Below are 19,915 nucleotides of genomic sequence, written 5' to 3' on the forward strand. Positions count from 1 at the left end.
ACAGCGCGGAGGCTGCCATCGCGCGCGGCAGGTGAGTCGCGCGCGAATACACGCGGAGACGATAGTTGGTTGACAAAATTCGGGCGCGATGTCGCACTTGGTGAGAGCCGGCGGCGCAGCGGAGGGTTCCTCGTGGATCTCCGCCCTGGGTCAAAACTGCCGATCGGTTGCCGAGGGGGGATTCGCATCATGACCAAGTCGCCGTCGGCCGCGTTGATCAACGCGGTGCTCGCCATGGACGTCTACAACAGAGGCGTCAACCCGACGCTTGTGGTCAATTTCAGTCGCATCGGGAGCTATGAGCTGGTGGCGGGGAGCGTGACCTCGACCGCCGACAATTTCGAGGCCGCGACCTATCAGCTCTCGGGCGATCCATCGACACGGATCATTTCGTTTCGCGGCACCGACAGTCTCGCCGACGTGCCGTCGTGGCTCGGTGGCGCCGGCCTGGCCGGCTGGCCGACGCAATTCCCGGACGCCGAGGCCTACTACAAGACATGGGCGACATCGAACGTCTCGCTGACCGGCCATTCGCTCGGTGGCGGGCTTGCCGGCTACATCGCGGCGCTCAATGACAAGGTGGCCTACGCGTATGACGCGATGCCATTCGAGTTCGCCGCCGAGGTCCGTTACGATCAGCTGCACGGCTTCTGGGGCGCGCTGACGTCGCACCCCGTCGAGCGCTATTCCGACATCCATATGGTCTCCGTCGCCGGCGAGATCCTGCAATATGTCCGAGCCGCGGCGCCCGTGCTGGAAGCACCCCTGGCGTTGCTGCAGCTCGGACCGGTCGCCGGCGCGCTCGCCATTGCCGATGCTGCGATCGGCATCTCGTCCGAGCAGAAGACCGTGCTCGGCGCGGGCACGGATCTCGGTCTGGATCCGGTCAGCCTGCACTCGATCGCGCTGCTGACGATGATGCAATGGGCGAGTGACAACGGTGCCCAGGATTGGAAGAAGGCGGCGGCTGTGCTGCTGGCGCCGCTGCAGGATGACGCGATTGCTTCGGCCGTCGGCATTCCCGCGGCCGGTGTGAGCGGGGAAGGCGCGCCGTCCGACAAGATGAAGGACATGATCGCCTATTCGGCGGTGACCGACGCCAGCGGCTACGGCAACAGCGCCGTGCAGGCCCTGTTCAACGGCGGCGGCGTGCTCGGCAACAGCGTGACTGCAACCTCGGCTGCGACCTATCTGAAAGATGGCGGGGTCGAGAAGGCGCTGGCCGAGATCGTGGTCGAGTATTCGGCGCTGCTGGCGCAGAACCATGACGAGGTGATGTCGACGACGCCCGGCCTGATCGGCCACGAGCACGGCATCCTCTATCAGGACACGGCCAAGAACCTGCTGGTCGCCGACCTGTCATCCGATCTGTGGTCGCGCTGGGACACGGGATCGGCGGTCGACATCCTGGGCAAGGTCGCGCTCATCGATGCCGTCGCCAGCTTCGACGGCGAGGATGCTGGCCTGATCGACCTGGCGATCGGCGCGCTCTGGGGCGGCAAGACCGACAATCTCGACTGGCTCAGCGCAGCCTTGAGCGACGCGGCGACAACGGTGACGATCGATCCAGTGTCGGGCGCGACCATTGCTGCAACCGATGGTGCGCTGCTGATCGCGGGCGGCGGCAACGACATGCTGTTCGGGACCGCCAATGACGATCTGCTGATCGGCGGTCTGGGCAGCGACGTGCTGCAGGGCGGGGCCGGCGACAACATCCTGGTTGGCGGCGTCGGCGCCACCTATGTCTACGCGCCCGGTGACGGCAACGACGTCATCATCAATGGCGTCGCGTCGCTGGCGAAGCCGACCGGCACGCTCGATTTCGGCACCGCCTACACGGCCGACAATTTCTGGTTCGTCAAATCGGGCAACGATCTCGAGATCGACATTCTCGGCACCCATCAGCAGGTCACGGTGGCCGACTGGTTCCTTGGCGGCTCCTATCAGCTGCAGGAGATCAAGGCCGGAGGCCTCGAGATCGATACGCACGTTTCGCAGCTCGTGCAGGCCATGGCGACCTACGCCCAGGCGCATCCGGGTTTCGATCCCACGGTGGCATCACAGTTGCCGACGGATGCGCAGCTGCACGACCAGATCGCGGCGGCCTGGCACGTCAACGCGTGAACGCAGTCCCGCGGCCGCCTCAGTGCAGCCGCGGGGCCTTGAGCAGCTTGGCGCGGTCGGTCGAGGCGATCGTGACGTCGAAGGTGACGCCCTCATGGTGCACCGTCAGCGGCACGTCGACGCCGGCTGCGCCGAGCGCCCAGAGCTTGCGATAGAACTCGCTCTGGCTTGTCACCTTGTCGCCGTTGATCCCGAGGATCACGTCGCCCGCCTTGAGCTCGGCGCGGGCCGCGGGACCGTTGTCGGAGACGCCGATCACGACGACGCGATCGTCGACCTCGGTCGCGTACATGCCGAGCCAGGGGCGCGCCGGCTTGTTGACGCGGCCGAAGCGCCTGAGATCATCGATGATCGGCTTCAACAGATCGATCGGCACGATCATGTTGACGTGCTCGTCCTTGCTGTCGCGCTCGCGCTCCAGCTGCAGCGACCCGATGCCGATCAGCTCGCCCTTGGCCGAGAGCAGGCCGGTGCCGCCCCAATTCGGATGGGCGGGGTGGGTGAAGATCGCCTCGTCCAGCAGATATTCCCAATAGCCGGCGAATTCCTGCTTGGCGATGATCTGGCTCGCGACCGATCGCGTCCGCCCACCGGCGCCGCCGAGCACGACATGATCGCCGACCTTGGTAGCGGCCGACGAGCCGAGCGGCAGGGCCGGCAGGTCGAGCGACCCGAGCGCCTGTACCAGGCCGAAGCCGGTGGTGAAGTCGAAGCCGAGCACATGGCCTTCGACCACGCGTCCGTCATTGGGGTGCAGCCAGACGGATTCGGCCTCGGTGATCAGGTAGCCGATGGTCAGCACCAGCCCGTCGTCGATGACGACGGCATTCCCGGCGCGCTCGGTCCCCAGCGTTTCCGCGCTGAACGCGTCGGACGGAATGATGGCATGCAGGCCCACGATCGAGGACAGGGCTTGATCAAGATCATATTGATAGTCTTCGGCGCGAGGCTGGAAGGCGGACGGCACTTTCCATTCGGTCAAAGAAGGCATTTCGTTCTCCTGCTCTGTCGATACCCCCGGGTGCATCGACCAAGCTTCTGCTTCGTGTCGCGTGACGGCCACAGCGTGAACGCGAGCTTAACATCTTTGGGCGTCGGCGCCAGTTCCGAGGGCTCCGCGTTCGCGCGAGGAGGAACTGCGCTTCACCGACTACCCGCGGCCGCAGCCCCTGCCGATCAGGGGCCAGACCAGCCACGCGCCGGCGGCGTAGAGGCTGCCGACCGTGGCGGCTCCCGTTCTGGCCGCGAGGTGGAAACGCCCGGCGTCGAGCAAGGCTCCATCGGCGGTAACGATCGCGGGGATCACACGGTCTGGCGGACCGAACACGACCACCGCATCCGGCTTGATCACCAGCGCCATGGCAGCCATGCCCGCAAACCAGGCGAAGGCAACTGCCAGCACGCCCTTCACTGGAACGGCGCGGGATCGGGGATGCTGGTCAGTAGTCGTAGGCATGCTCGAACGTATATCCCGCGGCTTCGAAACGGGTGATGTCCTGAACCAGTGACCGGACCGGCACGTCGACACCGATGCGACGGGCACCGGGGCGCGACTGGATCGGCACGCTGAATATAGGCAGCCCGTCGAAAGCTGCCAGCCGTCCGTCGCCGGGCGGGACCACGATCGTGACCAGGATGCGGTGGTTGCCTGCGATTTCGCCAAGCGAAGCACCGTCATGACGGCCGAGCTCCTTGGCGAAGGCATCGAACTTGGCGTAGCGCTGGGTCTCCACCAGCACGCCCTTCGCGCCCTTGGCGTCCGTGACCTCGCGGATCGCCTTCACTCCCGGAAGGACTGCAAGCTCGGCGGCGGGCAGGCCGGTGACGACGCTCTGGATGGTCAGCACGGCCGGATCGTAGCCCGCCGCATAGCCGATGACGGCCGCATAGGCGGCGCGCCCTGCATATTGCAGGCTGAGCGAAACGCGCCGCTCCATCGCGCGGAACGACGGCACGAACGGCGTCTCGCGCCAGAACTCACCGAGCTTGGCGGCGAAGGGATACCGATACCAGGGGGTCTGATACAGGAACGCGGCGTAGTCCTTCAACAGGGCAAGGTTGAAGGCGTCCTCTGCCGTCTTGACGCCGTTCGTGGTCTCCCAGCTGATCGCTCCGATGCTCTTCTCGTAAGCGCCCTGTAGCGCCATCTCGGCGGTGAAGCTGAAGCCGATGATGTAGTTCGTCAGCTTCTGCTCCGAGGTGGCGGGTCCGGAGCCCGCGGCCTGCCGCATGGCGCGGCACAGGCTGCGCCAGAAGCCGGAGATGCTCGACAAATAGTGGAAGTCCGATTCCGATGCCTGCCCGGTCACCGCAGCGAGGTCGGCATAGGCGTGGACGATGTACCATTCCGGAAAGGTCAGGAAGCTGTCACCCTGCGATCGCGCATAAGCGGGATCGGTGATGCCGAACTCCGAGGTCACGGCGGGTGTCGGTACGTCGGCGACGCAGACCGTCTCGACGCTGATCGCGGTGGCGGCGATGCCGATCGCGGCGGCCGCGACGAGGGCGCCGGCGAGATATAGCGCTTTGCGACGCAGGCTCATGCGAGGGTAGCCTGTCTACGCCACGGCGACCAGCCGACAGCGATGCCGATCGCGCCGAGTACGAGATGCGGCAGGCTGGAGAGAACCTTCACCAGCCACGAGGTGTTGCGGATGCCGTCGATCACGATCGAGAGGTCGAGATAGCCGGAGCCGGTGAACACGCCCATCACGCCGTCGAGGAAGTACAGCGTGCCGAACACGCGCAGGAAGAACACCGCGCTGCGGCGGGTCAGCATCGCGGCCAGCGCCCACAGGCCGGAGACGACATGCAGCGCATCCTTGTAGATGTCGAGCTGGAACAGGCCGAACACGCGGCCCTGCGCATCGATGAACGCCGGGATGTAGTCGGTCGCGGCGGCGAACAGGAGCGCCGTGGCGAGCGCCAGCGCGGCGATGCGATAGCGGTCCAATGCGAGGCCGTCTGCTGCTGATGTATTCATGCGAAATAGGCGTCCCACATCGCGTTGCGGAACAGGAGGTTCGGATCATACCGCCGCTTGGCGGCGACGAAGTGCGCGGCCGCCGGATAAGCCTTCTCGACCTGGTCGCGGCGGGCGTGCAGACGATAGGGCAGATAGAACGCGCCGCCAATCGCGGTGATGCGGTCGATCAGCGCCTCCGTCGTCCGCAGCATGTCGATCTCGCCTTCGGGCGAAGTGGCCTGTGAGAACGACATCACGGCCGCGATGCGGCGTACCGGCGCGATCGTGAGCGCGGGTGTCCTGTCCTCGGCGACGTAGCGCAGGGTGACGTTGAGGAATTCGGCGCGCGCCTTGGGAATGATCTCGCGGCAGGCGGCGAGGAAGTCGCCGAACCGCTCCGGCGCGACGAAATATTCATGCAGGATGTCGGTGCGGTGCATGTCCTTCTGCGCCAGATTGGCGACCGGCTCGGCCATCAACGAGTTGCGGGTGTAGCGGCTGTCGGAGATGGCGGGGCCGAGCCGCGTCTCCATGAACCAGCGCAGGCCCTTGGCGACCTCCCAGCCGGTCTGGGCGCGATAGATCGTGTTGGCGACGCCGGTGAGCTTGCCGGAGCTGACTGCCGCGGGCAGGGTCGTCGGAGCATCGGGGGCGGGGCGGAAGGTGACGAGCAGGGCGTCGTCGAAGAACGCCTTGCGCGACACCGACATCCGGCCATAGGCCATCTTCATATTGGCGTCGCCGTCGATGCTCTGTGTGAACTTTTCCGCGAACGTCTCCGGCGCCATGCGCTCGAAGCGCGGCTCGAGCAGCAGGTTCGGCACCATCTCGACCTCGAGATCGACGATGATGCCGAACAGGCCGTAGCCGCCCATCGCAAGGCCGAACAGCTCGGCATTCTCGTTACGCGAGCACTGCACCAAGGTGCCGTCGGCAAGCAGCATGCGGATCGACTTCACCGTCGAGCCGAACGGGCCGTACGGCACCGGCCAGCCATGGGCATTGACGCAGAACGTGCTGCCGACGCCGAAATCGCTGTTGGACTGCATCACGGCCGGCGAGAAACCCTTGGGATCGAGCGCGGCGATCACGTCCCACCAGCGGTTGCCGGCCGCGGTCCGATAGGTCTTCGCCGCCGTGTCGAGCTCGATCGCGCCGCCGTCGAGCGTGATCGCGGTGCCGTCGCGCGGCAGGCTCTGGCCGCCCATCGAATGCCGGGCCACGGCCGCGGTCACCGGGCGTTTCGCGGCCGCAGCCTCCTTCAGCTCGGCGCGCAGCCGCGCGATCAGATCGTCGGTCGCGGGCTTGCTGATCACCACGTGTCTGGCGACCGGCGTCGGGTTGAGCCGGCTGGCATCGTTGAGGATGGTGCGCAGCTCGGCACGCGCCCGCGGCATCCGCGCAAAGGGCAGCGCTGCGGCCGTACCCGCGGTGCGCAGAAACCGTCGTCTCGACATCATGGCGCGGAGTCTCCTTCCCTCACGGAGTCTACGCCAGCATCGTAAACGTTCGAAAAATTTCCGGGCCGTCAGTCTGCTGCCGGTCGCGCCCGCGCGGGCACGAGACGGAAGTGGCGGCCATCCTTCATCCACGCTGCGCGCTCGTCGCGCAGCAGGGTGCGCCGGACCTTGCCGGAATCGTCGCGCAGCATCACGTCGACCAGCTCGTAGCTTTCCGGGTGCTTGTAGCGGCTGAGCCGGTCGGCGAGGAATGCCCCCATGCCGTCGACGATGGCTTGCGCGTCCTTGGCACGGTCGATCTCCACGATCGCATGCACGCGCTGGCCGAGCTCCGGATCAGGCAGGCCGACGACGACGCAGGAGCGGATGTCGGGATGCGCCATCAGCGCCGCCTCGACCTCGGCCGGATAGATGTTGGCGCCGCCGCGCAGGATCATATCGGCGAGGCGGTCGCCGAGATAGAGGTAGCCGTCGGCATCGAGCCGGCCGATGTCGCCGAGCGACTCCCAGCCGTCGGCGCGCCGTTTCGGCTCGGCGCCGAGATAGTGATAGGTGCTGCCGGCGCCATCAGCGGGAAGAAAGTAGATCTCGCCGCTCTCGCCGGGCGCGACATCGTTGCCGTCGGGACCAAGGATGCGCAGTTTGCAGGACTCGTCGATCCTGCCGACCGAGCCCTTGTGCTGCAGCCATTCGGTGCCGGAGATGATGGTGCGGCCCTGGCGCTCGGTGCCGCCATAGAGCTCATGGACGCGCTCGGGCCCGAGCCACTCGATCCATTTTTCCTTGAGCCATGGCGGCATCGGCGCTGCCATGTGGAACACCATCTTCAGGCTCGATACGTCGTAGCTGTTGCGGACCGCCTCCGGCAGCGCCCAGATCCGGTGCATCATCGTCGGCACGAAGTTGACCCACTGGATGTGCTGCGCCTGGATCAGCCGCAGCGTCTCCTCGGCGTCGAACTTCACCATCCCGGTCAAGCTGCCGCCGGCGAACAGCGCGTAATGCGACACGATGAAGGGCGCGTTGTGATAGAGCGGGCCGGGATTGAGCAGCGATGCGCCCTTCGGAATGCCGAGCGGCGGCTCGGCGGCGGTGTCGGTCACCGCAGGCTGGTGATCGAGGATCACCTTTGGCCGTCCGGTCGAGCCGCCCGAAGTCATCGCCTTCCAATAGCGTGACACCGGCGCGCTGAGCGGCTCGTCGGAAAAGCCCTCGGGCGTGAAATCGGCCGGCAGCGCGTTCGGCGCGTTCCAGTCGGCCTCGCCACCGACCACCAGCGACGGCTTGAGGATCTCGAGCACCGCGGCGGCCTCGCCGCGCGGCAGCCGCCACGACAGCGACGTCGGCGTCGCGCCGCACTTCCACACCGCGAAGCTGGTCTCGAACAGCGCATTGCCGTTGGGCAGGCCGATCGCGACGAAGTCGCCTGGCTTGACGCCCTTGGCCGCGAAGGCGCGCGCACGCGCATTGGCGCGGCGCTCGAGCTGCTCCCAGGTCAGCGTATCGGTCCCGTGCCGGAGCGCGACGCTGTCCCTGGGTTTGCGCTCCGCATACCAGCGCGGTACGTCGGCCATCGGAATCAGCATCCATTCCTCCACATCGTCGGCGCTTTGCTTGCGCGCGTCGTTCTTGGTCCGCGGCTCGGGCCGCCGACGTCAGTGACGAGAGCTGTTGTGCCTCAACCGAACGGGTGCGTCCATACGCGCACGCCGCAAGGTTTCGGATGGCAGTTCTGCGAAATGGCGCTCGTAGGCGCGGGCGAATGAAATGCCGGAAGCCGTGACGCACGGTGAGGTGATAATTCCGTCACGCGGATCGTGAGATGATTGAGGTCGCGCCGCGCGATCGAACTTGATCGCCCAATCGATGATGGATGCAGGCGGGAACAGAGTTAGGCGTCAGCGCGTCCGGATACGTTGATGCCGGCTCTGTGCTGAGGAATGCGAGCAGCACGCCGGGATGCATGCCCATTGCCGGATCGGCGCCGAGTCCTGCCGGCGCTGCACGAATGCCTGCGAGCAGGCTGGACGCAGCACGATGCCCTGATAGGTCGGTTGCGGCGCCGCTCCATCGAAGAATGGAACTATATCAAAGGACAAAGGCCGGGCGCGAGGCCCGGCCAGTCCGACCATGGCGACCGGATTGCTCCGATCCTGAGAACGCCATTGCAGACAATCGATCGATCAGCCGCCGTTCAGCTTCGTGGTCAGGGTCGTGAAGATGCCTTCCAGGGTCAGTCCGAGCTTGTTGAGTATGGTGATGATCGCGAGCGCGATGCCGGCCGCAATCAGGCCGTACTCGATCGCGGTTGCGCCCGATTCATCCTCGTAAAATTTGAGAAGCAATTTCCTCATCAATTCCCCTCCGCCGTCCGGCAAATGGCCGCCGGGACGATCTCCGCAAAACTACGGAATGGAACCTAAGGTAGTGTGAACGAGGTCCAGCCAAGTTTCGCAACTTTGCCGTTCATGTCAAAAATTTCAGTTGCAGCAGGGTCCGCTGCACGCGAACGGGATCACGGCGGCACCCCGGCTGCGCGCAGCGCCTCCGCATAGGTTGTGGCGAGCATTCCGGCCGGAAACGGGATCCGTTCGAGGAACCCGGACACGGTGAGATCCGGTTCGAGGCTCAGAAGCTGACGCGCGACCTCGCCGGCGCGCGACATCTCACCGGTCCCGACCAGGGCCACGATCAGGACGCGGAGCGCCACAGCGAAACGGCGGTTCTGCGCCAGCGCGATCTCGGCCCATCGAATGGCACCTGCGAGATCGTCCTCCGCCACCGCGCAGATCGCCAGCGCTCCGGCTGCGAACCAGCCCCGTGGATCGCGCGGGTTCAGCCGCCGCGCCCGTTCGATCATCGCGCGGCCCGCAGCCGGCTGTCCGGCCATGATCTCGATCCAGCCGCTCAAGGTCAGCGCCATCGCCGAGTTGGGGTTGATGGCAAGCGAGCGCCTGAACAGCTCCCGTGCCGGGGCGATGTCCTCGGCCATGTTCCAGATCGCGAAGGCCGCCATCCACAGCACCTGCGCGTCGCTGGGCGCACGCTCGCACGCCTGCCACGCCCGCGCGACGGCGGCCGTGCGATAGGTCTCGTCCGGCGCGCTCCAGCCCTGGAAGTGGCGCAGCGCCTGACAATAGGCCCAAGCCGCCATCGCGGGCGCGCAGGCGGGATCGATCGCCAGCGCCTGGTCCAGACACGCGATCGCCGCCGCGAGGCTGTCGGGCGTGAAGGCGTCACGCAGGCTGGCGGCGCGCAGCAGCAGATCGTAGGCGTCCGGATGCAGCGGCGGCGTGGCGCGGCGCCGCTCGCCTTCCGCCAGCTCGAGCGTCGGCTCGATCGCCGCCACGATGCTTTCGGTGATGCGGTCCTGCAGTGCGAACACATCGTCCAGCTGGCCGTCGAAGCGCTCCGCCCACAGATGCGCGCCGGACGCCGCATCGATCAGCTGTCCGTTGATGCGCAGGCGGGACCCTGCGCGGCGCACGCTGCCTTCGAGAACGTAACCGACGCCGAGCTCGCGTCCGACCGCACGGATATCGACGGCCTTGCCCTTGTAGATGAAGGAGGAGTTGCGGGCGATCACGGCGAGGCCGCTGCAGCGGGACAGCGCGGTGATGATGTCCTCGGCCATCCCGTCGGCGAAATAGTCCTGCTCCGGATCGCCGCTCATGTTGGTGAACGGCAGCACCGCGATGGCGGGGCCGTCGAAGGCTTGCGCGCCCGAAACCGCCGCCGGCGTCTGCACTGCGTCCGCCTGCTCATGGACTTCCCCGACGAAGCGGACGCCCTTGCGCGGAATGGTGCGGATCAGGCGCTGCGCCTCGCCGCTGTCGCCGATCGCGCTCCGGGCGGCGCTGATGCGGCTCGCCAGCGTCGCCTCGGAGACGATGCGGCCGCCCCACACCTCGGCGAGGATGTCGTCGCGGCTGACGACGCGGTCGCGCGTCCTGATCAGGAACGCGAGCAGGTCGAACACCTGCGGTTCCATCGCAACCAGGTCGTCGCCGCGGCGCAGCTCGCGGCGGCCGGGATCGAGCACAAAATCGTCGAAGCAATACACCACATGCACCGCCCTGGCCGCCGCGGCAGCCGGCTTCACCCTCGCGTCACGCGATCCGCAAAATCAAGCCGGCCTCAAGGAAAAATCAATGCCTCCTCCAAGCGCCGCGCGGATGCATGGCGCACAAGGACCGCACATCGGAACCAGGAGCCTCCGCCATGCCGACCGTTCTTTACCCCGACCGCCGCCGTTTCCTCACCCTTGCCGGAACCGCCGTTGCGGCCTTTCAACTCGGCTCCAGCGCTGGGCAGGCGCAGAGCTTCAAGGCGACGACGAAGCTGCCGGCGATCCGGCCGGGGGCGGGGACGTCGCTCGGACCGATCAAGCAGGTCACGGCCGGCGAGATCAGCATCGGCTATGCCGAGACAGGTCCGGCCGACGGCCCCGTCGTCATCCTGCTGCACGGCTGGCCGTACGACATCCACAGCTTCGCCGACGTCGCGCCGGCGCTGGCCGCGTCCGGCCATCGCGTCATCATTCCGCATCTGCGCGGCTACGGCACGACGCGGCTGCTGTCGCCGACCGCGTTGCGCAGCGGCCAGCCGGTCGCCGTCGCGGCCGACATCGTCGCGCTGATGGACGCGCTCGCGATCAGGACCGCGACCCTCGCCGGCTATGACTGGGGCGCGCGCACCGCCAACATCATCGCGGCGCTGTGGCCGGAGCGGTGCAGGGCGATGGTCTCGGTCAGCGGCTATCTGATCGGCAGCCAGCAGGCCGGCCGCATGCCGTTGCCGCCGGCCGCCGAGCTGCAATGGTGGTACCAGTTCTACTTCGCGACCGAGCGCGGCCGCGAGGGCTACGACAAGAACCGGCGCGACTTCGCCAGGCTGATCTGGCAGACGGCCTCGCCGAAATGGGCGTTCGACGACGCCACCTTCGCGCGCAGCGCCGCCGCCTTCGACAATCCCGATCACGTCGACATCGTCGTGCACAACTATCGCTGGCGGCTCGGCCTCGCGCAGGGCGAGGCGAAATATGATGCGCTGGAGGCGAAGCTCGCGACCTTTCCTGACATCACCGTGCCCACCATCACGATGGAGGGCGATGCCAACGGCGCGCCGCATCCAGCGCCCGAAGCCTATGCCAGGAAGTTCACCGGCCGCTACGAGCACCGGCTGATCACCGGCGGCATCGGCCACAACTTGCCGCAGGAGGCGCCGCAAGCGTTTGCGCAGGCGGTGCTCGACGTGACGGCGAGCGCGTAGCGCCGACGATCTCAGGCGGGAGCGCGTTGCTTCCCTTGACGTTGCAGCCACGTCTCCCGCCGCACGATCCATTGCTCGGAGCGGGTCTCGCCATTGTGGTGCGCGACCTCGATGAAGCCGACGAACTCGGCGCCGGTCTTCTGCTTGACTCGCCGTGACGCGACATTGGTCGCGACGTTGCAGACGGTGAACTGATCGAGGCCGAGCGGACCGAAGGCGAAGTCGTTCACGGCGGCGATCGCCTCGCTCATCAGTCCCCGATTCCAATAGCGCTCGGCGAGCCAGAAGCCGCGATGGCCCTTCACCGACTTCATGCGCGGCCGGAAGTGAATGTTGCCGATGGCCTCGCCGTCACCGTCGCGCAGCACCAGCACCCATTGATAGAGCTCCTCGCCGGCTGCGATCCTGTCGAGCTGCAGCCTGACGAAGGTCTCGGCGCCGTCGGGAGGATAGGGCCACGGCACGACGGCCGCGAGGTTGCAGATCACGTTCCAGTTGTCGAACTGACGCTGGATCGCAGGCGCATCGGCGAGGGCCAGCGGCCGCAGGATCAGACGGGCGGTATGCAACGTGGGCGTGAGCATGACGCCATGCTGTCGTTTACCAAGCTCGTTTGCAAGCCGGGGTTGCTACGCCGTCTAACTCGCATGTCATTGATAATTCGCATCGCGCTCCGCCATTAAGGTTGCCAGGAACTTTCACGCCCGGACTGGAGCCCGATACTTCCACAACGTTGCATTGCAGTGCATGAATCGAGCACACGCAACCTGCGCGAATGCAGCGCGCGTACAACCGTCGCAGGAAACTGCGCCGGCTCGGGCTCAGGGTTGCGCCCGAACGTCAACCATTCGCTTGCCGCGAGATCATCACGCAGATCTTGGGCTGGCGCGATTCGGGGTGTCGTGGACATGAAGCGCAAAGCGGCGGATCGTCAGTTACGTCGTCTGCGGGCGGAGCAGAGCTTCGATCCGCGCACATGGCGCGATCGGCAGCTCGGCCGGGCCGTGCCGTTCTACGGCTCGCAGCTGTTCCAGCTCGGCTGCCCGCCGCTGGCGTCGTTCATCGCCGCGTTCCTCGGCTGCCTGATGACCCTGCATCTGAGTGCAGCCGGGCTGTCGCCGCTGATTGCCTCGGCGGCGGCGGCTTTGCTGCTGTGCGCCTCGCTGATCCTGACACGGACCGCGGATCTGGTGCCGAGCACGTTCTTCTCGTCGGCCTATGGCGGCAGCTTCGTCGGCATGACTCCCGTGGCGCTGTTGAACGCCAGCGTCATTCGCGCCGGCCTGCCGCTCGACGCTGCCTTCGTTCTGCTCTCGCTGTTCTGTGGACTGATGTTCTGTCTGGGCTGCGCGCTCGACATGTGGCTGCGCGGCGGGCTCGCGCGCGGTTATGGCGGACGACTGGGCGCGCTGGCGGCGGTCGCTTCGTTCCTGTTCGTCGGTCTGGCGCCGCTGCTCGGCGCCGAGGGCGAGCTGTTTCCGATCGCGCGTCGCGGCGCCCTGGAGCAGGGGCTCGGCGGCATCGCGCTCACCTTCGCGTTGTGCTCGGTCGGCATGCTGGCGACGATGGCCGCCTTGCGTTGGGCGCCCGTGGCAGGGTCGCGCCGCGCGGTGCGCATCTTCGTTGCGGCGACCGTGGCCTTTGCCGGCCTCGTGGTGCTGCAGCTCCTGCCCAGCGACGCCCCCGATCTCGACGCCTATTCTGCCGGTTGCTTCGTCGGCATGTCGTCGTCGCGGCGGCTGCGCAGCCTGCTGCAGGCGATGGCCGCGGCGGTGCTGCTGACGGCTCTGCTGATCCTCACCGGTCCCATCCTGCCGAGCGTCGGCGGCAGCCTCGGATACATCGCCTTCGTCTCGGTCATCTTCGTGGATGCTGCGGTCCGGCTGTTCGTCGAGGTAGGGGAATCGCCGTGGCAGACCGCCCTCGCCTGGACGCGGGGGCTCGTCGCCACACTCGCTATCTTCGCGGTGCTGCTCTCCAGCGAGCTGATGTTTCAGCGGCCGGTGGCGGAGCCCAACGGTCCGTTCGTGAACGCGGACGGGGCCGCTGCGCCGGCGCGGACCACGATGCCCTCACGTGACGAGGATCGGCGCGACGGCATGGTGCCCGGCGAGCCGGCCTCGGCCGCTGCCACAGCGCCGGATCTGCCGCTTCAGATCCTGGATCCGCAGGGCGCCAATCCGCTCGCCGCGCGGCGCCCGAGTGAGCCGGCCCAGCAGTCCGCGTCGCCGGCCTCCGCAGGGCCGTCCCGGCGGATCGCTCGCGACGGTCAGGCCGTGGGCGTCCTAGCTGCGCCGCCGAAGCGCCACCAGACGCGGGTGGTGCCGCACGCGACGGCGCGACCGCGCATCGTGGCCCGCCATGAGGTGCAGCCCGCGCCGGAGTGGCGGCCGGACCCGTCGACGTTGGCGGGGCCGTGACAGCGGACCGCGATGGCGCGCTCGACCAGTCGTCCGAGCCCGGCTCTCGCCGCTGGCCGCGCCGGTTGCTGAATGTCGTGCCGCTGGCCTCGTTCGCCGGCGCCTTTCTCGGCTGTCTGGCGACGCTGCACCTGAGCACGTCGGGTCTGCCCCCGGCGCTCGCGTCGGTCACCGCCACCCTGCTGCTCTGCGCCGGCCTGATCACGGCAAGAACCAGAGATCTGCTGCCGACGACCTTCTCCTCCTCGGTCTATGGCGGCAGCTTCAGCGGGATGACGCCGATCGTTGCGTTGAGCGAGAGCGTGGCGCGGTCGGGGCTTCCGGTCGACAGGTCCTTCCTGCTGCTGTCGCTGTTCTGCGGCCTCGTGTTCTGCAGCGTCTGCGCGCTCGAAATGCGGCTGCGCGTCGTGCTGTTGCGCGGCTATGGCGGGCGCTTCGGCGCGCTCGCGGCGATCGGCTCGTTTCTGTTCCTCAGTCTCGCGCCGCTGCTCGGCGCCGATGGCGTGCCGTTGCGCGTCGCCAGCCTTCAGGGCTTCGATAAGGGTCTCAATCATTCGGTGCTCATGCTGGCGCTGTGCGGCGTCGGAATGGTCGCAACGATGTTCGCGCTGAGGCTGCCGCAGGTCGCGGCCGCAGGGCGGCCGGCGCGCATCTTCGTCTCGGCAGCACTGGCCTGTGCCGGTCTCGTCGTCCTGCAGCAGCTCGTGCCGGACGATGCCCGCCTGTCCGACGCGTATTTTGCCGGTTGTTTCGTCGGCATGTCGTCGCCGCAGCGTTTGCACGGCGTGGTCCAGCCGCTGGTCGCCGCGGTGGCGCTGACCGCGTTGCTGGTCCAGGCGGCGGCGGTCCTGCCCAGCGTCGGCGGCAGCCTCGGCTTCGCGGCCTTTGTCGCGGTGGTCGGCGTCGATGCCGGGCGCCGGATGATCAGCAGCGCCGCGCTGCCGCGCGAGCGTCCTGCGCCGATCTCGCTCGGCAGAAGCCTCGCCGCCGCACTCGCGATTGCGGGCGTGCTGCTGCCGAATGACATGTTCCAGTCGGGGCCGGTCGAGGAGACCACGGGATCGATCGTGCGAGCGGAGACGCCGTCTCAAGCTGCGCCCGCCGCTCAGGCCGAGCCTGTTGCGGCCGAGCCGGCCGCGGCGGCAGTCCCAATCGAAATGCCCGCCGATGCGCCGCCGGCCGCCGAGACGACATCCGACATGGTCCGTCCGGTCGCTCCGCCGGTGCCGAGCGAGCCGCCGCGGCGGCGCCGCGCCAGCCGGCCCGCGGTCGTTGCTCCGCAATCGCGTCCGATCGATCCCGAACCCTGGCGCATCATTCGTGACGGAGAATGGGCGGGTGCGGCGACAACGACGACCAGCCTTCCGCCGGCTCGCGCCAAGCGCAGCCAGGCTCGCGCTCCCGGATCGGCGCCGGCTCCGCCGCGCGCCGCGCCACGGCCGCGGACACTCCGGGTGCAGGACCCGCAGCCCTCGGCGTCGGAACCGCGCTGAGCGGGCTCAGCCGAACTTGCGCCGCGCGTCGAGCGCGAGCCCGATGCCGACGCTGCCGAGCAGGTCGGTCTCCGCGATGCGCGCCGCCGGAAACAGCGCCAGGATCGCCTGACGCAGCGCCGGCACCATGCTCGAGCCGCCGGTGAGGAAGATGGTGTTGATGGAAGCGGCCCCGACGCCGGCATCGTCGAGCAGCTTCGTCACGGTGCCGACGACGCGTTCGACGGAATCGGCGATGGCGCGGTCGAAATCCTTGCGCGTGAAGCGGATGCGGGCCCAGTCGTCCTTCTCCGACAGCACCGAGGTCAGCGACTTCGCCGCGGTCAGCGCGATCTTGGCCTGCTCGACGCCGATCGCAAGCGTATGGCCGCGATGCTCCTCCACCACCTTGATGAAGCGGTCGACCAGATCGCGCCGCTCGGCCTCGTAGCGGATCTGGCGCAGCTCGCCGATGACGCCCCTCTTGTAGAGCTGGTTGATGCGGTGCCAGGTGGCGAGCTCGTGATAATAGGCCGTCGGCAGCTCGCGCTTGCCGTCGACGGTCCGGCTGCCATAGCCGAGATGCGGCATCACGCTTTTCAGGCTGAGCAGCCGGTCGAAATCGGTGCCGCCGATATGGATGCCGCCATTGGCGAGGATGTCGTCCTCGCGCTGCGCCTTGCTGCGCCGCTCGGGCGAGACGCGCACGATCGAGAAGTCCGAGGTGCCGCCGCCGATGTCGACGATCAGCACCAGCTCCTCGCGGGCGACCTGCTGCTCGTAGTCGAGCGCGGCGGCGATCGGCTCGTATTGGAACGCGATGTGCTTGAAACCCTGGTCGCGCGCGATGCCCTCCAGCGCGCCCTGCGCCTCCGCGTCGGCCGCATCATCCTTGTCGACGAAGCGGACGGGACGGCCGAGCACGACCTGATTGATCTCCCTGCCGAGCCGCGTCTCGATCTGCGTCTTCAGATGCGCGAAGAAGAAGCCGAGGATGCCGGCAAACGGCACCGCCTTCTGCCGAATATAGGTCTTCTCGTGAATCAGCGCGGTGCCGAGGATGCTCTTCAGCGCGCGCATGAAGCGGCCGTCGTGGCCGGTCAGATAGCGCTCGATCGCGCTGCGCCCGAACTGGGTGCCGTGATCCTCGAAATCGAAGAACATCGCACTCGGCAAGGTCCGCTGCTCGCCCTCCAGGGGGATGAGCTCTGCGGAGGCGGAATTGCTGAGGCCGACCGTGGTGTTCGAAGTGCCGAAGTCGATGCCACAATGGGCCGCTGCCGCCATGCTCGTCTCGTTTCCGTCCGGGGGGGCGGACCGCTTAGCCGTTCGGCGGCGCGATGTCATCCGCCAATGTGCGGAGCGGTGCGCATGGCAGTCGTCTGGCGGAGAGATGACTGTGCGTCCTGCCTGTCGAAGGTGCAGCCGGGGGCGCTGACGCCCCCGCTGTCCGGTGATCATCCCGCCGGCCTGAACGCCGGTCCCTCGAAGCGCAGCCCGGCTGCGCCGCGTTCAACGCGGTCATGCGCCGCGTGGATGAGGCGCTCCTCGCCGGCGTCGGCCAGGCGGGCGCGGCCGTCCAGCAATGCGGCGAGACGCGCGAGCGCCAGCGCCTTGTTGCGATGCTGGGAGCGGCCGTCGCGCGCGATCGCGACCAGCCCCGTCGGCACGTGAACTGCGCGCACCGCGCTCTCGGTCTTGTTCTGGTGCTGACCGCCGGGCCCGCCGGCGCGAAAGCTCTCGAACCGGGCGTCGGTGGCCGCCAACGCCGCCACCTGCTCCGACAGGGGCAGATCGACGATGCCGACGAACCAGTTCTTGCGGCCGTGATGCGGCCGCAGCGGACTGCGGCACACCCAGAGCAGCGAGCCCTGCGTCCAGCGCCGCGCGAGGTCGGCCGCCGTCGGCCCGTCCAGCACGACGATCGCGCTGACCGGCCCATGCCGGTCGGTCTGCTCTCGCGCGATCGCGCATTCGCAGTCCGCCGCCTCGGCCTCGTCGGCGAGCCGCCGCAGCGCATGCGCGACCGCGAGCCGGCATTCGGCCGGACCGCGTCCCGCCGTGAGGAGCAGCCGTCTCATCGGCGGTCCTCCCTGCGCGGCCGCTGGACGGCGATCTTCTTCACCGTCACCAGCGGGCGGAAGCTGGCGACGACGCGCGCCAGCCCGAATGCTTCGAGATCGGCGATCACGCCGGCGATCGGCTTGTAGGCCTCCGGCGCCTCCTCGGCGAGCAGCGCGCGGTCCTCGCAGATCACGCGGCCGCCGAACGGATTGCGCGCGAGACGCTCGCGATCCGATCGCGTGGCGCCGACACGGCCGATCATCGAGCTCCGGTCGAACTTGCGACCGGCGCCATGCGCGATCGACCACAACGCCTCCTTTGGCGCTGACGCGAGCGGCGCGACCAGATAGGACAGCGCGCCGCGCGAGCCCGGCACGACGACGAGACCCTGGTCGGACGGCGCAGCCCCCTTTCGGTGCAACACGCCGTCTGTGCGATGCTCGATGCAATTGTGCGAGCACGCACAGACCGGATCGGCCTCACCGCGCAAGGCCGTCGCGGCCCGCTGCGCGATCACCTGCCGGTTCAGCGACGCCCAGCGCAGCGCGTGATCATGCGCTGCCAGATAGGCGTGGCCAGCCTCACTGTCCGGCGCGAGCGGATTGAGACCCTCCGCAACGTGCCGTTCGAGCAGCGCGTGGCCAAGGCCGCGCGAGCCCGAATGCACCAGCAGATGAGCGCGGTCGCGATCGATACCGCAGGACGGATCGAACACCTCCTCGACCGCCTGCAGCTCACAGAAGTGATTGCCGCCACCGATCGTGCCGAGCGACGCATCGAAGTCGGACGGCGCAAGCTGATGAGCTGCGAGCTCGCCCACGATGTCGCCGTCATAGGGGGTGGCGACGTCGCCCAGCCGGTCGGCCGCCTTGTCGACGCGAATCCGGCGCGAAGCGAGGTCGAGCTGATACAGCGCCATGCCGCAGCCCGCATCGGAGCCGACGAAGGCCGGGTGGATATGGTCGGCGAGGATGGCGCAGCCGACGGGACCGAACTTGCCGGGATGCAGATCCGGCATGCCGGCGACAGCACGCACGCCACAGATGTCAGCCACCGTTTCGAGCTGGCGCGCAGCGGCGCCCTCGATCCAGGAGCTGGACGAGTAGAAGCCGTGGACCGGCGCACGGCCGTCCACGCGATGGGAATTGCCCATGTAAATACCTTGGAGAAAGACAGGGAGAACTGGTCAGGGACGATCAGCGCGCGCGGACGCACGCATGCCAGACCAAGCCTCGCCTCACGCGAGGATCAGTCCTGGCGGCTCCTGGCGGAGCAACGGATGATCGCAGTCATCGTCTCTCTCCTGTGCGGCGGAGCCGAATGCTCGACGCCGGAGCGCGTAGTAATCACATCCCGATCATATTGGCAATGTGCATCATTCAACCGATGTCCCGCTGTGACGTACAGGACACGGATGCCCCGTCGTTTTCGAGCAGCTCGCTTTCTCTCCGTCATTGCGAGGAGCGCAGCGACGAAGCAATCCAGGGCCCCACGCACCACACTGGATTCTTCGCTGCGCTCGCACAGAATGGGTGGCATCGAAGATGGACAACGGCGCATCTGCCCGCAGCCGGCGGATCCAGGCACGTGCATCCTCGCGATCAGAACAGCGCGAGGAAATCGCCGAGGAAATAGATGATGGCCACCACGATCAGCGCGCCCATCAGCAAGAAGGAAAGCTGCACGGCGATCGCGCAGCCGCCCAGGGTCGTCGCCATCGCCGCGACGTGCCGCTCCTCGCGACGCAACTGACCCACGACGCCGAGAATGATCGCAAGCAACCCGAGCGAGACCGCGGCCACCGGCAATTGCTGGTGCAGGAGGTCGGTCCAAGACGTCTCGCGCACCGGCGCCTGGTAGTCGACGCCCTTGATGCGCGCCATCAGGCGCTCCCTCACGCGATGTCCGACATCGACGATGACCTTGTCGATCGGCGGCGGCGGATCGATCACCGGCAGCACCCAATGCGGCAGAACCGCCGCGACCAGAGCAACAAGCCCGATCACGCAACCGATGATGCCCAGCCGGCGTGACTGAACGATCGTGTCTGTCATGGCTCAAAATCTCCGATGCGGGCGTGCTGCGTCTGCTTCGGTCGCGGCGGAAGGATTGCGAAACGTTATTCTCGTCATCGTCACC

17 protein-coding genes are annotated in these 19,915 nt (G+C 67.6%); 4 read left to right on the forward strand and 13 right to left on the reverse strand.

Translation table 11 applies throughout. The annotated features are described in order from the left end of the window. The first annotated feature begins 189 nt into the window (after positions 1–189). A complete protein-coding gene (locus QX039_RS23470) occupies positions 190–2,124 on the forward strand; it encodes a calcium-binding protein (RefSeq protein ID WP_315772744.1) in 1,935 nt (644 codons plus the stop codon). A gap of 19 nt (positions 2,125–2,143) precedes the next feature. Here QX039_RS23470 and QX039_RS23475 read toward each other — a convergent pair whose 3' ends face one another. The 8 genes from QX039_RS23475 to QX039_RS23510 all read right to left on the reverse strand — a co-directional run bounded on the left by QX039_RS23475 (position 2,144) and on the right by QX039_RS23510 (position 10,615). After that, positions 2,144–3,115, reverse strand: coding sequence for a S1C family serine protease (locus tag QX039_RS23475; RefSeq protein WP_315716217.1), 972 nt, complete (start codon positions 3,113–3,115; stop codon positions 2,144–2,146). 159 nt (positions 3,116–3,274) lie between these two features. Then, entirely contained in the window at positions 3,275–3,580 is a 306-nt protein-coding gene (locus QX039_RS23480; RefSeq protein ID WP_315777811.1) for a hypothetical protein, read from the reverse strand. Beyond that, positions 3,564–4,667: a hypothetical protein gene (locus tag QX039_RS23485; RefSeq protein WP_316219530.1), complete on the reverse strand. Its 1,104-nt coding sequence runs from the start codon at positions 4,665–4,667 to the stop codon at positions 3,564–3,566. The genes QX039_RS23480 and QX039_RS23485 overlap by 17 nt, the downstream gene beginning before the upstream one ends. After that, entirely contained in the window at positions 4,664–5,107 is a 444-nt protein-coding gene (locus QX039_RS23490) for a DUF4383 domain-containing protein (protein WP_315772749.1), read from the reverse strand. Before QX039_RS23490 ends, QX039_RS23485 begins: the two co-directional genes overlap by 4 nt. Beyond that, a complete protein-coding gene (locus tag QX039_RS23495) occupies positions 5,104–6,549 on the reverse strand; it encodes an FAD-binding oxidoreductase (RefSeq protein ID WP_315772751.1) in 1,446 nt (481 codons plus the stop codon). Before QX039_RS23495 ends, QX039_RS23490 begins: the two co-directional genes overlap by 4 nt. A 68-nt stretch (positions 6,550–6,617) precedes the next feature. Then, complete coding sequence (locus QX039_RS23500; protein WP_315772753.1) at positions 6,618–8,135, reverse strand: AMP-binding protein; 1,518 nt, start codon at positions 8,133–8,135, stop codon at positions 6,618–6,620. Between the two features lie 597 nt (positions 8,136–8,732). After that, complete coding sequence (locus tag QX039_RS23505; protein WP_315736183.1) at positions 8,733–8,903, reverse strand: Flp family type IVb pilin; 171 nt, start codon at positions 8,901–8,903, stop codon at positions 8,733–8,735. Positions 8,904–9,064: 161 nt separating this feature from the next. Further along, entirely contained in the window at positions 9,065–10,615 is a 1,551-nt protein-coding gene (locus QX039_RS23510) for a winged helix-turn-helix domain-containing protein (RefSeq protein ID WP_315772790.1), read from the reverse strand. A gap of 155 nt (positions 10,616–10,770) precedes the next feature. Here QX039_RS23510 and QX039_RS23515 point away from each other — a divergent pair, with 155 nt between their 5' ends. Continuing rightward, positions 10,771–11,820 (forward strand): alpha/beta hydrolase, encoded by a 1,050-nt coding sequence (locus QX039_RS23515; protein ID WP_315772755.1) that lies wholly within the window; start codon positions 10,771–10,773, stop codon positions 11,818–11,820. Positions 11,821–11,831: 11 nt separating this feature from the next. Here the strand turns inward: QX039_RS23515 and QX039_RS23520 are convergent, their stop codons facing one another. Then, positions 11,832–12,404, reverse strand: a complete 573-nt coding sequence (locus QX039_RS23520) for a GNAT family N-acetyltransferase (protein ID WP_315772757.1) — start codon at positions 12,402–12,404, stop codon at positions 11,832–11,834. Positions 12,405–12,728: 324 nt separating this feature from the next. Here QX039_RS23520 and QX039_RS23525 point away from each other — a divergent pair, with 324 nt between their 5' ends. Together QX039_RS23525 and QX039_RS23530 are read left to right on the forward strand one after the other, a co-directional pair. Beyond that, positions 12,729–14,240: a hypothetical protein gene (locus QX039_RS23525; RefSeq protein ID WP_315736186.1), complete on the forward strand. Its 1,512-nt coding sequence runs from the start codon at positions 12,729–12,731 to the stop codon at positions 14,238–14,240. After that, on the forward strand, positions 14,237–15,733 hold the full coding sequence (locus QX039_RS23530; RefSeq protein WP_315736187.1) for a hypothetical protein: 1,497 nt from the start codon (positions 14,237–14,239) through the stop codon (positions 15,731–15,733). Before QX039_RS23525 ends, QX039_RS23530 begins: the two co-directional genes overlap by 4 nt. Positions 15,734–15,739: 6 nt before the next feature. On the opposite strand, the gene QX039_RS23535 is transcribed toward QX039_RS23530, so the two are convergent. The 4 genes from QX039_RS23535 to QX039_RS23550 all read right to left on the reverse strand — a co-directional run bounded on the left by QX039_RS23535 (position 15,740) and on the right by QX039_RS23550 (position 19,830). Next, positions 15,740–16,999, reverse strand: a complete 1,260-nt coding sequence (locus tag QX039_RS23535; RefSeq protein ID WP_315736188.1) for an Hsp70 family protein — start codon at positions 16,997–16,999, stop codon at positions 15,740–15,742. 170 nt (positions 17,000–17,169) lie between these two features. After that, the gene (gene prfH, locus QX039_RS23540; protein WP_315736189.1) at positions 17,170–17,793 is read right to left on the reverse strand and encodes a peptide chain release factor H; all 624 of its coding nucleotides are present in this window, start codon (positions 17,791–17,793) and stop codon (positions 17,170–17,172) included. Then, complete coding sequence (locus QX039_RS23545) at positions 17,790–18,929, reverse strand: RNA ligase RtcB family protein (RefSeq protein WP_315736190.1); 1,140 nt, start codon at positions 18,927–18,929, stop codon at positions 17,790–17,792. Before QX039_RS23545 ends, prfH begins: the two co-directional genes overlap by 4 nt. A 448-nt stretch (positions 18,930–19,377) precedes the next feature. Then, positions 19,378–19,830: a hypothetical protein gene (locus tag QX039_RS23550; protein WP_315736191.1), complete on the reverse strand. Its 453-nt coding sequence runs from the start codon at positions 19,828–19,830 to the stop codon at positions 19,378–19,380. Positions 19,831–19,915 lie beyond the last annotated feature (85 nt).

The sequence above is a fragment of the Bradyrhizobium sp. SZCCHNR1043 genome (genome assembly GCF_032489675.1).
In the GTDB taxonomy this organism is placed as follows: Bacteria; Pseudomonadota; Alphaproteobacteria; order Rhizobiales; family Xanthobacteraceae; genus Bradyrhizobium.